This window comes from Clostridium sp. CX1, from assembly GCF_025398335.1.
GTDB lineage: Bacteria > Bacillota > Clostridia > Clostridiales > Clostridiaceae > Clostridium_AM > Clostridium_AM tanneri.
In genome coordinates this window covers 252,764-268,532 of the sequence record NZ_JAODOO010000006.1, presented here as the reverse complement: position 1 = coordinate 268,532, position 15,769 = coordinate 252,764, and the positions used below count along the sequence as shown (strand labels likewise).

At 31.6% G+C, this 15,769-nt stretch carries 14 protein-coding genes and 1 riboswitch; of the genes, 13 read left to right on the top strand and 1 reads right to left on the bottom strand.

What is annotated here, in order from left to right; genetic code table 11:
- The first annotated feature begins 332 nt into the window (after window positions 1–332).
- The 13 genes from N4T77_RS09245 (at window position 333) to N4T77_RS09185 (ending at window position 14,394) form a co-directional block, all read left to right on the top strand.
- Complete coding sequence (locus N4T77_RS09245; protein WP_261671483.1) at window positions 333–569, top strand: ferrous iron transport protein A; 237 nt, start codon at window positions 333–335, stop codon at window positions 567–569.
- A 105-nt stretch (window positions 570–674) separates the two neighbouring features.
- Window positions 675–908, top strand: a complete 234-nt coding sequence (locus N4T77_RS09240; protein WP_261671482.1) for a ferrous iron transport protein A — start codon at window positions 675–677, stop codon at window positions 906–908.
- Window positions 909–993: 85 nt separating this feature from the next.
- Window positions 994–3,039 (top strand): ferrous iron transport protein B, encoded by a 2,046-nt coding sequence (gene feoB / locus N4T77_RS09235; RefSeq protein WP_261671481.1) that lies wholly within the window; start codon window positions 994–996, stop codon window positions 3,037–3,039.
- Between the two features lie 120 nt (window positions 3,040–3,159).
- Window positions 3,160–3,621, top strand: coding sequence for a Fur family transcriptional regulator (locus N4T77_RS09230; protein WP_261671480.1), 462 nt, complete (start codon window positions 3,160–3,162; stop codon window positions 3,619–3,621).
- A 25-nt stretch (window positions 3,622–3,646) separates the two neighbouring features.
- Complete coding sequence (locus N4T77_RS09225; protein ID WP_261671479.1) at window positions 3,647–4,678, top strand: methyl-accepting chemotaxis protein; 1,032 nt, start codon at window positions 3,647–3,649, stop codon at window positions 4,676–4,678.
- An 18-nt stretch (window positions 4,679–4,696) separates the two neighbouring features.
- Entirely contained in the window at window positions 4,697–4,969 is a 273-nt protein-coding gene (locus tag N4T77_RS09220) for a transcriptional regulator (RefSeq protein ID WP_261671478.1), read from the top strand.
- A 78-nt stretch (window positions 4,970–5,047) separates the two neighbouring features.
- On the top strand, window positions 5,048–5,677 hold the full coding sequence (locus N4T77_RS09215) for a DUF3793 family protein (RefSeq protein ID WP_261671477.1): 630 nt from the start codon (window positions 5,048–5,050) through the stop codon (window positions 5,675–5,677).
- A 266-nt stretch (window positions 5,678–5,943) separates the two neighbouring features.
- The gene (locus N4T77_RS09210; RefSeq protein WP_261671476.1) at window positions 5,944–8,523 is read left to right on the top strand and encodes a RyR domain-containing protein; all 2,580 of its coding nucleotides are present in this window, start codon (window positions 5,944–5,946) and stop codon (window positions 8,521–8,523) included.
- Between the two features lie 102 nt (window positions 8,524–8,625).
- Window positions 8,626–10,131: a HAMP domain-containing sensor histidine kinase gene (locus N4T77_RS09205; RefSeq protein WP_261671475.1), complete on the top strand. Its 1,506-nt coding sequence runs from the start codon at window positions 8,626–8,628 to the stop codon at window positions 10,129–10,131.
- Window positions 10,109–10,798, top strand: a complete 690-nt coding sequence (locus tag N4T77_RS09200) for a response regulator transcription factor (protein ID WP_261671474.1) — start codon at window positions 10,109–10,111, stop codon at window positions 10,796–10,798. Before N4T77_RS09205 ends, N4T77_RS09200 begins: the two co-directional genes overlap by 23 nt.
- Window positions 10,799–11,025: 227 nt before the next feature.
- On the top strand, window positions 11,026–12,462 hold the full coding sequence (locus N4T77_RS09195; protein WP_261671473.1) for an efflux RND transporter periplasmic adaptor subunit: 1,437 nt from the start codon (window positions 11,026–11,028) through the stop codon (window positions 12,460–12,462).
- A gap of 53 nt (window positions 12,463–12,515) precedes the next feature.
- Entirely contained in the window at window positions 12,516–13,235 is a 720-nt protein-coding gene (locus N4T77_RS09190; RefSeq protein WP_261671491.1) for an ABC transporter ATP-binding protein, read from the top strand.
- A complete protein-coding gene (locus N4T77_RS09185) occupies window positions 13,225–14,394 on the top strand; it encodes an ABC transporter permease (RefSeq protein WP_261671472.1) in 1,170 nt (389 codons plus the stop codon). Before N4T77_RS09190 ends, N4T77_RS09185 begins: the two co-directional genes overlap by 11 nt.
- A gap of 105 nt (window positions 14,395–14,499) precedes the next feature.
- On the opposite strand, the gene add is transcribed toward N4T77_RS09185, so the two are convergent.
- The gene (add, locus tag N4T77_RS09180) at window positions 14,500–15,501 is read right to left on the bottom strand and encodes an adenosine deaminase (RefSeq protein ID WP_261671471.1); all 1,002 of its coding nucleotides are present in this window, start codon (window positions 15,499–15,501) and stop codon (window positions 14,500–14,502) included.
- A gap of 78 nt (window positions 15,502–15,579) precedes the next feature.
- Window positions 15,580–15,679, bottom strand: a riboswitch (purine riboswitch).
- Window positions 15,680–15,769 lie beyond the last annotated feature (90 nt).

The window sequence follows — 15,769 nt, the reverse complement described above, 5'->3', positions numbered from 1 at the left end:
AAAGCATCCTTAATTAAGGGTGCTTTTTTTAATTGGTTTAATTATTCCTAGTAGACAAAACCATAGTAATACTTAGGTATAGTTACCTAAATTTTAATACGTTAAGTAAAATGGAAAAGCATATGGCAACATTGGCGTTATCATATGCTTTTCTATTTTATTTAAGAAAATTTTAACAAAAGGCTTGCAAATTGGTAAATATGTGTTATACTAAAAAGGCAAGATGAGATTGAGAATCATTTTCATTAACACAAATGAGAGGTGTTTAATAGAAAAGTATTTATTTAAAAAACATTTAGTGATGATAATTATATATTTAAGGAGTGAAAAGTATGGGAAAAATAATGGGATTACATGAAGTTGAAATTAAAACTAAAGTTAGGGTGGTACAAATAAATCCTGAAAGTAAAATGAGAAGAAGGATAATGGACATGGGTATAGTTAAAGGTACAGAACTTGTATTAGAAGGAAAAGCACCTATGGGAGATCCAATAGAGATTGGAGTAAGGGGATATAATTTAAGTCTTAGAAAAAATGAAGCAAAGGATGTTATTGTGGAAGTGATATAGAATTTTTAATAATTCTTATAAGAAAAATATAAGTTATCCAAATTTATGTAACTTAGTGGAATTCTTATAGGTAAGAAAGAGATATCAGAGAGGGGAGTTTTTACAATGAGCAGCCTATGTATGCCTTTAAACTCTATTGGAATTGGCAGATATGCAGAAGTAAGCAATGTAGAAGGCGGAGAGCTTATGGGAAAAAAGCTTATGGAGATGGGAGTTAACAAAGGAGCAGTAATTGAAGTTGTGAGAAACGATGCAGGGCCTTTAATTATAAGGGTTGGAGAAAGTCGTTTAGTATTAGGAAGAGGAATGGCACAAAAGGTTATGGTTAGAGAGGTTTAAAACATGAAAGTTAAGCTAAAAAGCTTTTAGAGTATAAAAATTAAGAATTATTATATTCAGCATTAAGAAATACGGGAGGAATAAGATGAGTAAGGAATTAATAATAGCTTTAGCTGGAAACCCCAATTGTGGTAAGACTAGCTTATTTAACGAGTTAACAGGTTCAAAACAACATGTAGGTAACTGGTCAGGAGTTACAGTTGAAAAGAAGGAGGGAAAGTTAAGGTTTGGTGATAGAAGCATAACTGTAGTAGACCTACCTGGAACTTATAGCCTTGGAGCCTATTCAGAGGATGAAGTAGTAGCTCGTAACTTTATAATAAAGGACAAGCCAGATGTGGTAATTAATGTAATTGATGCTAGCAATATTGAGAGAAACTTATATTTAACAATACAGCTTTTAGAAACAGGTGCTAAGGTAATTTTAGCACTGAATATGATGGATGAAGCTAAAAATAAAAAAATAGAGATAGACATAAAAAGGTTATCGAAGGAATTTAATGTACCTGTTGTTGCCACAATAGCCACTAAGGGTGATGGTATAAAGGAACTTATAAATGAAGCTATAAAACTAGGAGATGCAGAAAAAAGTAGTGTCTATAAAGTTGACTATGGAAAAGATATAGAGAAGGAAATTGGAATCTTACAGAATGCAATTTCAGAATGTGCAGTTACTTTAGATTATCCAGCGGAGTGGACAGCAGTAAAACTTTTAGAAAATGATGAATATATAAAGAAGTACATACAGGAAAAAGAAAGGCTTAATAGCATAAGTGATAGAGCGCAAAAAAGCGAAGAAAATTTAATAGCAATAATAGGATACGAACCAGATACTTTTATAATAGATAGAAGATATGAAATAGTAAGCGAGATAATTCAAAAGACTGTTAAAAAAGAAACAGTTAGAATAGAGAGTACTTCTGATAAGATTGATAAATGGATTACCCATAAGTGGTTCGGAATACCTATATTTGCAGTAATAATGTTTACTATGTACCAAGTGAGTATGACCTTTGGAAATGGATTTTTAGGTGGAAAGGTAGATGAAGGGTTTGCACTACTAGGTGAATGGGCAGGAAATGCTTTAACTAATGCTGGCACTCCAGAATTATTAAAATCCTTTATAACAGATGGACTTATAGGCGGATTAGGATCAGTACTTGTATTTATACCTATGATTTTCACTATGTATTTTGTTATAGCAATACTTGAAGATAGTGGTTACATGGCTAGAGCTGCCTATGTAATGGATAGATTTATGAGTTCCATAGGCCTTCATGGTAAGACAGCCATATCACTTATAATATCTGGTGGTTGCAATGTGGCAGGAATAATGTCTACGAGAACGCTAGATAGCAGAAAAGATAGAATGGTAGCTATACTTATAAATCCATTTGTATCTTGTTCAGCTAGATTGCCGGTTTATGCGTTATTTGCAGGTGCTTTTTTCTCAGGTAAAAAGCTAGGAATCTTTGATCAAGGTGGAATAGTAATATTTTCTCTTTATGCATTAGGAATTATAGTTGCAATATTAGTAGGTAAATTTTTAAGCACAAATGTATTTAAAGGAGAAGAATCATATTTTATAATGGAACTTCCTCCTTATCGTATTCCAACAGCTAAAGGTTTATTTATTCATATGTGGGAAAAATCACAGCATTTTATAAAAAAGATGAGCACAGTTATTTTAGGACTAGTTATAATTGTTTGGGTACTTTCAAACTTACCAGGAGGAGTAGAACCGGGAAGTAAAGATAGTTTGATTGGTATAATAGGATCATTTATTGCTCCAATATTTGAACCAGCAGGCTTTGGAACATGGCAGTCATCAGTGGCTCTTATAACTGGCATTGGAGCTAAAGAAGCAGTGGTAAGTACTTTAGGAACGGTATATGGAGTAGGAGAAGAAAATCTTACAGCAATTATTCAACAGGCATTTACACCTCTTTCAGCTTTAGCTTTTATGGTAATGTCCCTTTTATATTGCCCTTGTGCAGCTACAATAGGAGCAATAAAAAGAGAAACAAATTCATCTAAATGGGCTTTGGCAGCAGTAGTTTATACTTGTGTAATTGGTTGGATAGCAGGAGTTTTAGTGTATCAAATAGGAAAACTTTTAGGATTTAGTTAGTAAAGAACATTAGAAGGAAAAGTCCACCCTTGAATTGAGAATGATTATCGATTTCATGATTGGTGGACTTTTTATAAAGATAACAATTCAAATATAATTACAAAAGGGTGTTGATAAATAATGATTAATGAATTCAACGACATAAATTATATTGGAGATAAGTTAAAAGAAAGAGGGTATAAGCTTACACAACAAAGGCTTCAGATAATAAAGGCAATTTATAAAAATAATATACATATGAATGCTGATGAAATATACAGTAAGGTAAAAGGTAAAAATATAGGACTCAGTACTGTATATAGGAATGTTACGATTTTGGAGGAAGTTGGTGTTCTAAAAAAGATAAATATAACTAATACCATCTACTATGAGTTGGACTTAACAGATAAATATAAGTTTCACATACATGCTAAATGTGTCAAGTGTAATAAGATAATAGACATAGAAGAAACAGAAGTATCGGAAGTTTACGGAAATTTTATGAAAAGCTTAAAGGAACGAAATGAAATTCTAATTGAGAGTACTAGTATTGTTCTATCAGGAGTATGTAAGGATTGTGAAAAGAAACTAAAAATAAGTTGATAGGTTTTTAATAGAGGTGAGTTTATTGAATGTATTTAAAAAAATAATAAATAGTATAATAGGTGAAACTAAGGGTAAAAAAAGTGATAGTGAAGATAATATTGAAATTAATAGCAATGGAGTATTAGATTTTACGGAAAAAGTAAAGAAAATTTCAGATAAAATTGCTGACAATACTTCTTCTGTAAGGAATCTCATTGATGAAATAGAAAGTTCTGCAAATAACAATTTGAGCATATCTGAAAAGTTAACAGAGGAAATGTCAACTGTATCTGCAAAGGGAGAAGAGATGTATTCCTCAATAAAGGAAATAGAGAAATCAACTTCTCTCATTGCTGAAAAAGTTTTAGAGACATCTCAAAATACTGAACTAGTTAGTAAAAAGTCAAAAAATTTAAAAGACGATGTTTTTCAATCTATACAGAATTCTAAATTCATATTAGATAAGGTAAAGTTAGAATTAAATGAGGCTATAGAAGGCTCGAAAGAAGTAGAAAAAATATATGAGTTTTCGGAAGACATAATAAAAATAACAAAACAAACAAATCTTTTAGCCCTAAATGCGTCTATTGAAGCAGCTAGAGCAGGAGAGGCAGGAAAAGGATTTACTGTAGTTGCAGGAGAAGTTAGAAAGTTAGCAGAGGAATCGGAGAAAATTGTAAAAAACATAAATGGAATAATTAATAATGTAAGTATTTCAGTTAAAAGACTAAATAAATCCTCCTATGAGGTTCTTAGTTATATAGCTGAAACTGTAAGTAAAGACTATGACAAGCTTATAAAGGTATGTGAAGAATATGACAATGATGCTGTAAACTTCAACAATATAATGAACAATGTAAGTAACTCAACTGGGGAGATAAGTGCATCTGTAGAAGAATTGACTAATGTAATAAATGAGGTTTCAAGTACCATAAAAAAATCTTCAGATAACGTTACGGAAATGTCCTTTGACATCTTATCAACGGTAGACAAGGTATATGAGGTCAAAGATAAGATTGAAGAAAATACAAAAGATGTTGAAAAATTAAATTTTTCAATTGAACAGTTTAAGTAATAGGAAGGGTGTGTAGAAATGTTAATGAAAATACTAAAAAGATTGGCTCAGGGTGGAAGTTATTCTAACAAATCAGTGGCAAAAGAACTAGGTATAGATGAAAGTTTAGTAGAACAAATGATTATACAACTTGAGCAGTTGAAATATATAGAGAAAGATGGCATGAATAATCTTTCAGGAAGTTGTGGCAGTAGTTGTGCTGGTTGTTCTACAAAAGGAAGTTGTTGTTCTAATAATATCGAAATTAATATATGGAGAATTACAGAGAAGGGTAAAAAGGCTATAGCATAAGTGAAATTATTGCTCCACCAATAGAAAGTTATGATATGAAGACTAATAGTAATAGGTAAAGTAATGGAGGATGGTATTATGAGTAAAGATGAACTAATAAGTTTTGTAAATATAGTGAATAATTATAATGATATAGAGTATTTATTTTCAACAATAGTATGCAGTACTAGCCCTACACTGGCAAAGGAAAAGGTATCCTCCTTACTAACTTTCAGTAATGATAACCGTAATTTGCAGAATACCTGGGAAGAGTATAAGGAGCAAATTAAAGATATATTGGAAGTGAAGTTTTTTGAATTAAAGAAGAATGAAAAAAATACTATTGTGTTATTTTATAATGAAGAAGAACTAAAGAATACCATAAGAGAAGAAAAAAACATGAAGTTTTTAAGTAGGTTTGGATATAGTAAAGAAATGAATTTAGAAGAATATTTATGTCTTCTAAGCAAGCGTTTTGAAAATCAGTGTCCTCATGAAATAGGAATTTTTTTAGGCTATCCTATAGAGGATGTTATTGTTTTTACTGAATGCCCAAATAAAAAATGTAAGATGGCAGGGTATTGGAAGGTTTATCATAATCTTGAGGAAGCGAAAAGTATTTTTAAAAAATATGATGAAATAAAACATAATATTATAAGAATGATTATAAGAGGAATTAAGCCCGTTGAAATATTAGGTAGCAATGTCATTGCTAATTCAATATGTTAAAATGCTTAACATGAAAATCCTCATAAAATATTTATAAATCCACTATCAATAATTATTAACGATAGTGGATTATTGCATTTAAATTGTATGGATTAGGTACTGGATAAATAATAAAAATTTAAAATAGGTAGAAAACTAATAAGGTATTAAAATAACAATCTTAAGTCTAAGAAGAAGTAGATAATTATTTAAGGTTGTAAACTAAATAAGTTTAATATATTATTAGTGAATATATTACTGTTTATAGTGTGAAGGGAGTGCAGAACATGTATGAGAGAGGATTGAAGATAGTTGTATCTGGAGACATTTGTATAAATTCTTTACAGTGGGTAACAGAACCTCAAAATAGTAAAGGATTAAACTGGCAGAACCATTTGAATGTACATAGCGTTTTAAAGCCAGGAGAGTCACTACTTTTAGCTAAACTTGTGGCCTTAGCAACAGGGGCCTCTATACACTCGCCTAAAATAGATGATATAGAATTAAGCATATCAAAGGATTTTCTTCGTTCCATTGCGGAGCTGGAACCTTTTCCTATGTCTGCCGATAAAAAAAAGAACAAGAAGGTATACAGAATAAAACGGTTTCTTGGATTTGCTGGTCCATCCTCTAATAATCCAAAGTTATTGCCTATAATTGATGATGATGAAAATGCTGATATAGTTATAATAGATGATGAAAACAATGGTTTTAATTCCAATGAAAAATTCTGGCCTTTAGCATTAAAAACACCTGGAAAGTTTCCAATAGTTTTATATAAAATGAATAATCCTATTGGATCTAGTGCACTATGGAAACAGCTGCAGAAGTTCCATTTTGAAAAAACAATAGTGGTTATAAATGGGGATGATTTACGTTCTAAGGGAGTTAATATTAGTAAAAGTCTCTCCTGGGAAAGAACTGCACAGGATTTTGTGTGGCAAATTAATAATAATCCTAATCTTGCATTTCTTGCAAACTGTCATCATCTTATAGTACCCTTTGGTCTTGAGGGGGCTATTTACTACAGAGATGGAGGAGTGAATGAAGCTTACTTATACTTTATACCCTATGAATTTGAAGGAGGTTCTTTCAAAGATACTGATGGTAAAATGTATGGGCTTACTTCATGTTTTGTGGCAGGACTTGCGAAAAGTATTGCTTCGGAAAGTTATAATAAAGAAGAATTTCCTTTACTGATAGGGGAAGGAATAGGTGAAGGAATCGTTGCTGTTCAAAAGTACTTTGTTAACGGCTTTGGAGAAAATGTTGAGGAATTTCAATTTCCTAGTCCTACATTATTTATTGAAGAAGAGGATGATTTTATAAACAGAGATTTAATTCAAGATGTGAGGATACCTGATTTGACTCATAAGGATAGCAATTATTATTGGTATATACTTAGCGATAAGAGTTCTACTAATCTAGCAGAAATAGCATACGATATTGTGAAAAATGGAGTAAACGATGTACTTAATTCTATACCTATAGCTCAGTTTAGGAATCTACAAACTGTAGATAGGACTGAAATTGAAAGTTATAGAAGCATTAAAAATCTCATGTGGGAGTATATTTCTACTAAAAATACAGTTCGACCACTTTCTATAGCTGTATTTGGAACTCCAGGCTCTGGAAAATCTTTTGGTGTAACGGAAATAGCGGCAAGTATTGCTCCAGAATTAATTGAGAAGTTAAGTTTTAACTTATCTCAGTTTAGAACACCACTGGATTTAATTAACGCCTTTCATAAGGTAAGGGATTTTTCCCTAGAAGGTAAGATTCCCTTAATATTTTTTGATGAATTTGATTCTGCTTTTGAAGGTAAATTGGGATGGTTAAAGTATTTTTTAGCACCTATGCAGGATGGAGTATTTAGAGATGAAAATTCTATTCATCCTATAGGAAAAGCTATCTTTGTTTTTGCTGGTGGAACAAATAGTACATTTAGAGAATTTCATGGAGAAGACATAAAGGATGACAATGAAAGGAAACAATTCTTACTAGAATTTAAAGGAGCTAAAGGGCCTGATTTTATAAGTCGATTAAGAGGATATGTAAATATCCTAGGCCCAAACCAAACTGATGAGAGAGATCAATTGTTTATAATTAGAAGGGCTATGTTATTACGCTCTTTGATAGAACGGAAAGTGCCTCATCTTATAGATGATAACGGAAAGGCTAAAATTGATAATGGAGTACTGCGGGCGTTGCTTAAAATTCGAAGATATAAGCATGAATCAAGGTCTATGGAAGCTATACTGGAAATGAGTATGCTAACTAATGCGAAAATCTGGGAACAATCAGACCTACCTTCTAAGGAGCAATTGAAACTACATGTAGACGAGGAACAATTTTTACGACACTTAATGCATGATGCATTTTATAGTGAAAAAATAGAAAGTCTCGCTATGGCTATTCACGAAAAATATAGAGTGCTTAGTGAAAATAGCAGGAATATAGATCAAGATTTCATAGTTCCTTGGGAGGAGCTTAGTGAGGAATTAAAAAACTCAAATCGTGATCAGGCTAGACATATCCCTAATTCATTACTTAAAATTAATTATGATATTATTTCTGTTAAGGAAAATCCGGAGTTTGTACAATTTACGGAAAAAGAATTGGATATTCTAGCTGAAGATCAACATACCCGTTGGTACCGCCATAGAAAAAAGGCGGGATGGAAGTATGGAGTTATTAAAGATAATAAGAAAAAAACTGATCCAGCACTGGTTTCTTGGGATAACTTGCCTTATGATAAAAAGGATAAGGTATACCAGATGGTTAAGATTTGGCCAGAAATTCTATCAAAATCAAACTTTAAATTAGAAAGGCTAAAATTTTTATCTAAATCCGATACTAGCGATTAGTTTAATACAGTTTAAATTTAAATTAGTTAATCTTAGTAAGTTGAGCAATTAGTTTCATTATAACTGTTCAATTTACTGAGATTATTTAAGAGGAGAGTGGATATGTCTATAAAACTTAAAATGCTTACCTGCAACATGATTATGGTTATTACCTGCACTATTTTTTTTCTACTTGATATATGGACAATTAACTATTATTTTAGCATGCAATTATATAAGGAATATGATATGATTCCTCCTAAGGAGAAGGCTGTTCGCATTAATTCTTATGTGGATGTAAAGGCTATAAATTTAAGAAATTTTGATGAAATTAGGGGGATCTCAATAAGAACTCCAGAGCTATTTAAGGATCAAAGATTCTTAGAGGAACTAAATAAAAATTTCGAGAAAAATAACTGTTATATAATTATTGAAAAGGATAACCAAATTACATTCAATGGAATGAACAAAGAAAATCTAGATATAAACAAGCTCCTACAATTCAATTATGAATCAAGGGATAAAGCAGGAAGATACTATATTGAGGGAAACTTTATTATTAGGCAGATAGAATTTTATAATAGTGATGGCAAAGGAAGCGTATTTACTGTAACTGATACTACTAAGTTTTATACTATAGTAAAAAGTTCTTTGACTATAGGAATAATTTCTCTAATACTTATAATAGCTTTAGTAAGCACCATATTTACTCTAGTAATGTCAAGAGCAATTTTAAATCCATTGAAGAGTCTTAAGAATTCTACAGACAAAATTAAGAATGGGGAATTAGATTTTAAAGTCCAGATAGATTCGAAAGATGAGATAGGAGACTTATGTTATGCTTTTGACTCAATGAGAGAAAAATTAAAGGAATCATTAGATGTGCAAAATCAATATGAAAGCAATAGAAAGGAATTGATTTCAAATATATCCCATGATTTAAAAACACCTATTACATCTATAAAAGGATATGTAGAAGGTATAAGGGATGGTATAGCAGATAATCCGGAAAAGATGAAGAGGTATATTGAAACCATACATAATAAGGCGGTTAGTATGGACAAGCTTATTGATGAATTGTTTTTATATTCTAAGCTAGATTTAAACAAAGTTCCATTTAATTTTGAAGCAGTAGATATAGAGGCTTATATGCAGGATATAGTAGAAGAGCTTCAATTCGAATTAGAGAAAAAGTATATAGAAATAAGCTTTCAATATAACTACAGCAAAAAAATTCTTGTGAAAATGGATAGAGAAAAGATAAATAGAGTTATAAATAATATAATAGGAAATTCTGTGAAATATATGGACAGAAATAGTGGCAAAATTGATATTGATCTTTCTGGAGACGAGGAAAGTGTGGTATTGACTATAAAAGATAATGGCAAAGGCATATCAAGAGATGCTATTCCTCTAGTTTTTAATAGGTTTTATAGAGAAGATTCTGCAAGAACTAGTAAAAATGGAGGAAGTGGACTTGGACTTGCAATTTGTGAAAAAATTATAAAAGAACATGGTGGAGAGATATGGCTTGAGAGCGAAAGAAATAAAGGTACTTCTGTTTCTTTTAAACTTGAAATAATAAATATAGAGAAAGGAGAATGTTATGAAGAAAATATTAATTATTGAAGATGAAACTTCTATTGCTGAGCTAGAAAAGGATTATCTAGAAATAAGTAATTTTCAAGTAGAGATTGAAAGTAGCGGTGATATCGGTCTTCAAAAGGCAAAAACAAAGAACTACGATTTAATTATTGTAGATATAATGCTTCCAGAAGTAAGTGGCTTTGAAATATGCAAAGAAATCAGAAAAACTCAAAATATACCTATAATAATGGTTTCTGCTAAAAAAGAGGATATAGATAAAATAAGAGGATTAGGATTAGGAGCAGATGATTATATAACCAAACCTTTCAGTCCAGGTGAATTAGTGGCCAGGGTAAAAGCACATTTAATACGATATGAAAGATTAGTAGGAAGCAGCTTTAGGGAAAAGCAGGAATTAATAGTTAATGGTTTAAGGATTGATAAATCATCAAGACGGGTATATGTAGATGAAAATGAAGTTTTCTTAACTGGTAAAGAATTTGATTTACTTCAATTATTGGTGGAAAATAGCAATAGAGTTTTTACTAAGAATGAACTTTTTGATAAGGTATGGGGTATAGATTCAACTGGTGATATTGCTACAGTTACAGTTCATGTAAGAAAGTTAAGAGAAAAAATAGAGAAAGAACCTTCCAACCCTGAATATATAGAAACAGTATGGGGAGTAGGTTATAGATTAAAGCCATAAATAAAAGTACAGTGTGTTTTTGCATACTGTACTTTTTCTAATTACAGAAAAAACACACTTAAATTATTAAAGTTATATTAATTATCGCCACTTTAGAAAATTTTAATAGTTGCTTTAGAAATATTTTATATGTATGTATTATTATAATAATTATAAAAAATGATTGTTTTGGTTAAGTTTTTCTAAATAGAGCTATGTAATCATAAATTATTGGGGGTTTTTTAAACATGGAAAAAGTTCTGGCGGTTATAAAAAAACGAGGTGTTAAAATTTTAATAATAGCAGTTATAGCTGTAGGAGTAGGGACTGGTGGTTACTATATATATAAGCAATATAGTACCAGCAATAAGGTAGTTTCTACAGTTAAATTTGATATGTCAAAAGTACAAAAAACAAATTTAGCAGTTACTGTACAAGCTACAGGGACAATAGCTGGAGTAGACCAGGTAAACCTATATTCCACTAACAGCGGTGTAGTAGAAGGAATGAATTATGAAGAGGGAAGTACTATAGAAAAAGGTGCTGTATTCTGTACAATAAATAATGATAAACAAGGACAGGAAACAGAGACAGCGCAAAATAGCTTAAGTCAAAAGAAACTAGACCTAGAGAAATTAGAAAAACAATTAGATGATGTATATATAAAAGCACCTATAGATGGAAAAGTAAAGTCTGTATTTGTTGCATCAGGAGATGATATAGCTTCTGTAAAACCGGCATATGGAGGAATGGCTATAATAACTACAGGAGAAAATGATGAATTAGAAGTAGCTATACCTTTTCCAAGCAGTGGAAAAGTTAAAGAAGTGCACATATCTGCTGGAGATACTATAAAAAAGGGACAGACTATGTTTAAGTTAGATGATTCAGATACAATAAACAGTATCAAATCAAAAAAAATAGAAATTCAACAGGCACAAAGTGACTTGAATTATAAATTACAAACTGCAGCAGATTCTACTATTGTAAGTCCTATATCTGGAATTATATCTGGCTTAAATATTAAAAATGGAGACGTAACTCCAGACGATAAGGCAATGGTTACAGTGATAGATATATCTAAAATGAAGGTTATAGTTCCTGTAGATGAGCTAGACATAGATAAAATTCAGATCGGACAAAAAACTAAAATAAGTGTACAAAATATAAAAGATAAAACCTACGAAGGAGTTGTTGAAAAAATTTCTCAAAGTGGAAAGACGTCAGATAGTGTTACTACCTTTGATGTAACTGTTTCTATAGATAATCCAGAAAGATTAAAAATAGGAATGAATGCTGATGTAACAATAGAAGTAGAAAATAAAGAAAATGTATTAGCAGTTCCACTAGAGGCTATTACAGAGAAGAACGGTAAAAAGTATGTTATGGTTCAGGATTCAGCTGGTAATGTTAACAGCAAGACTAGACAACCATCCAGCAGCAGTTCAAAATCTTCTCAAACAGCAAAAAACAATACTCAACTATCTGGTAATAAACCATCAACACCAGGAAAGCTTGTAGAAGTACAGACAGGTCTTAAAAATCAAACGATGATAGAGATAACAAGTGGTCTTACTGAGAATCAAACAGTTATGGTACAGCTTCCTGAAAGCAGCTCATCGAATAAAACTAATACTCAAAGAGGAGGCGGCGGAATGATGGGAGGGCCTCCAATGGGAAGATAGAAAATTGAACTAAATTTACTGCAGGAGGTAGTAATGTGGATTTTGTAATAGAAATGGAGAATGTAAGCAAAGTATATAAAATGGGAAGCAGCGAATATAAAGCTTTAGAAGATATAAATTTGTGTATAAGAAAGGGTGAATTTGTATCTATAGTTGGTCCATCTGGAGCAGGTAAATCAACCTTGATGAATATAATAGGCTGCTTAGATACTGCCACTTCAGGAAGATATATACTAGATGGAGAAAATACAGATTGTAGTGATAATAAACTAGCTGAAATAAGAAACAGAAAGATAGGGTTTATATTTCAGAACTACAACCTTTTACCTAAACTAAATGTTGTTGAAAATGTAGAGCTTCCCTTAATTTATCAAGGATTAAGTAGTAGAGTTATTAAAGAAAAAGTCTTAGAGTCTTTAGAAAGAGTAGGCTTATCTAGTCATATAAAGCATAAGCCACCAGAGCTTTCTGGAGGGCAGAAGCAGAGAGTTGCCATTGCGAGAGCTTTAGCCACAGAACCAGAAATACTACTTGCCGATGAACCTACAGGAGCACTTGATAGTAAAACTGGAAAAGAAGTTATGGAAATGCTTAAACAGTTAAATAGAGAAGGAAACACCATTGTGCTTATAACCCATGATCATGAAATTGCACAGCAGGCTAAGCGAATAATAACTGTTAGAGATGGAAGGATTACATCAGATAAAAAGAATACTGTTTCAAAAGATGTTGCTGTTACATTTGAAAACGAGGTGAATCCAAATGAGATTTAGTAAGTTATTAAAAATGGCAATTAGCTCTGTTCTGGCAAATAAAGTGAGATCTTTTCTTACCATGTTAGGGATAATAATTGGTATAGCATCAGTTATAGTCCTGGTAGGTATGGGAGAAGGTACGAAGCAAAATATTTCTTCTCAAATTGAAAGTTTAGGAACAAATCTTATAACTGTAAACATTATGGGAAGAAGAAATGTATCAATAACTACGGAAGAATTGGAAAAACTAAAGACAAAACCAGGAATAAAAAATATGGCACCATCTATGAGTCAAAGTGTAACTGTAAGATCGGAAAATGAATCTACATCAACTACTGTGGAGGCTAGCACTCCAAGTTATTCTACAATAAGAAAATTAAATGTAAGCAGCGGCAGATTTATAAATGAAGATGATGTAGAAAGTAGATATAGAGTTGCCGTAATAGGTGTTGATACAGCTAATAAGCTTTTTAATAATACCAATGTAGTTGGGGAAAGTGTCAATATAAATGGAGCAGCTTTTTTAATAATAGGTGTACTTGAGAAACAGGGAACTTCGATGGCAGGTTCTGGAGACGACAGATTGATAATTCCAATAACTACAGCTCAAAGATTCTTTAAAAATACACAAATAAGAACCTTTTATATAGAAGCTGAAAGTAAAGATAAAGTATCACAGGCTATGGGATATTTAACTTTGTTTATGAATAATAAATTTAATAATGATACAGATTCCTATAGAGTAATGGATCAAAGCAGTCTTCTAGCAACTGCTAGCTCAGCTAGTGACAGTATGACTGGCATGCTTTCTGGAATAGCGGCTATATCTCTTTTAGTAGGAGGTATAGGAATAATGAATATAATGCTTGTATCTGTAATTGAGAGAACTAAAGAAATAGGTATAAGGAAGGCTATAGGAGCTAAGAGAAGGGTGATTTTAATGCAATTTTTATTAGAGTCAGCAGGAATAAGCAGCTTTGGTGGTATTTTAGGCGTAGCTTCAGGATATGGTGCTGCCTATATTGCAGAAAAATTCTTTTCAACTACCGTTGTTATATCTAACAAGGTAGTGCTAGGTGCTTTCATTTTCTCAGTACTCGTTGGAGTAATTTTTGGGATGTATCCAGCAGACAAGGCTTCTAAGTTAAGTCCTATAGAGGCTTTAAGATTTGAGTAATCAATTAGGCTTGAAATTATAGGTATATAACAGTAAATGCCCCTAAAGAGTGGATGTTAAAGATCTATTATCTATAGGGGACATTTTATTTTTTATCCAGTTAACTTATTTATCCTTCATATATTTCTTTAGCTTTTCCTTTGTCTCTAAATCAGCAAAACTTGCTTCAACACTATTATGGTAAATCTCTCTATAATCTTCCATGCTAATATTAAATTCTTTAGCTACTATATTAAATTCATTGGTCATATCTGTATTTGATACCGTTCTATTATCAGTGTTAACAGTTACTCTTATTCCATCCTTATGAAAATCATATATTGGATGTTCATTAAAGCCACTTACTGCTTTTGTTTGCACGTTGCTTGTTGGACACATTTCAAGTACAACTTTTTTATCTTTAACAATCTTATATGCATCAGCACAATCCTTTATAAATACACCATGTCCAATTCTTTCAGCTCCTAAAAGTTCAACTGCTTCTAATACATTTTTACCTATTCCAGTTTCACCAGCATGAATAGTTATTCTATACCCATATTGTCTAGCTAATGCTATGGGTTCCACGAAGGCTTTACAAAATCCTTCATTTTCCGAGGCACATAGGTCTATTGCAACTACTCCTTTGCCAAGAAAATTCTTACCCTTTTCTACTATATCAAAAGCTTTATCTGGAGCCATAGTTCTCATACAGCATAGTATTAAGTTTCCTTTTATATCATATTTCCCTTCCGCATCCTTAATTCCATCTAAAACACTTTCTATTATCTCTTCTACTTCTAAGCCTTTTGATGTATGAAGCAAAGGAGCAAATCTTATCTCCATATATTTAACATTTTCACGGGAGGCATCTTCTAGAAGTTCGAAAGTAATTCTTCTTAAGCTATACTTTGACTGCATTACTAAATTAGGAAGTGAAAATGCCTTTAAATAGTCATCAAGGGACTCACATTCTAATGGAGCAGTAAGTTCTTTTTTAATTACTTCAATATCAAAAGAAGGGAGATTAATGCCCTCTTTCTTTGCTATATCAATTACCGTTTCTGCCCTAAGGCTGCCGTCTAAGTGGCAGTGAAGCTCAATTTTAGGTAAGTTTATTAAATTCATATTGACCTCCTATCATACTAAGTATTATTTAAATTATAAAAAGATAAAAACAAAAAATTCCTGACTACAAAGAAAATACAAAAAATGTACCTTCTTCGTAATCAGGAATTATTGGTTCCTGGTAGAGACCTCCAAACCATATTATTGGAGTTATACGAAATCTTTTTTTATAGTATAATAAACTTTATTTTTTATGTCAAGCAAGTAATTAAAGATAGTTTAACTTATTAGTTTAAAGCACAAGTAGTAACTGGCTTAGAATATTTTA

Bases quoted from the DNA above. Each gene is read 5' to 3' on its own strand.
- add (WP_261671471.1), bottom strand. From the start codon at position 15,501: ATGAATTTAATAAACTTACCTAAAATTGAGCTTCACTGCCACTTAGAC.
- N4T77_RS09195 (WP_261671473.1), top strand. From the start codon at position 11,026: ATGGAAAAAGTTCTGGCGGTTATAAAAAAACGAGGTGTTAAAATTTTA.
- N4T77_RS09185 (WP_261671472.1), top strand. From the start codon at position 13,225: ATGAGATTTAGTAAGTTATTAAAAATGGCAATTAGCTCTGTTCTGGCA.
- N4T77_RS09210 (WP_261671476.1), top strand. From the start codon at position 5,944: ATGTATGAGAGAGGATTGAAGATAGTTGTATCTGGAGACATTTGTATA.
- N4T77_RS09240 (WP_261671482.1), top strand. From the start codon at position 675: ATGAGCAGCCTATGTATGCCTTTAAACTCTATTGGAATTGGCAGATAT.
- feoB (WP_261671481.1), top strand. From the start codon at position 994: ATGAGTAAGGAATTAATAATAGCTTTAGCTGGAAACCCCAATTGTGGT.
- N4T77_RS09245 (WP_261671483.1), top strand. From the start codon at position 333: ATGGGAAAAATAATGGGATTACATGAAGTTGAAATTAAAACTAAAGTT.
- N4T77_RS09200 (WP_261671474.1), top strand. From the start codon at position 10,109: ATGAAGAAAATATTAATTATTGAAGATGAAACTTCTATTGCTGAGCTA.
- N4T77_RS09230 (WP_261671480.1), top strand. From the start codon at position 3,160: ATGATTAATGAATTCAACGACATAAATTATATTGGAGATAAGTTAAAA.
- N4T77_RS09215 (WP_261671477.1), top strand. From the start codon at position 5,048: ATGAGTAAAGATGAACTAATAAGTTTTGTAAATATAGTGAATAATTAT.
- N4T77_RS09190 (WP_261671491.1), top strand. From the start codon at position 12,516: ATGGAGAATGTAAGCAAAGTATATAAAATGGGAAGCAGCGAATATAAA.
- N4T77_RS09205 (WP_261671475.1), top strand. From the start codon at position 8,626: ATGTCTATAAAACTTAAAATGCTTACCTGCAACATGATTATGGTTATT.
- N4T77_RS09220 (WP_261671478.1), top strand. From the start codon at position 4,697: ATGTTAATGAAAATACTAAAAAGATTGGCTCAGGGTGGAAGTTATTCT.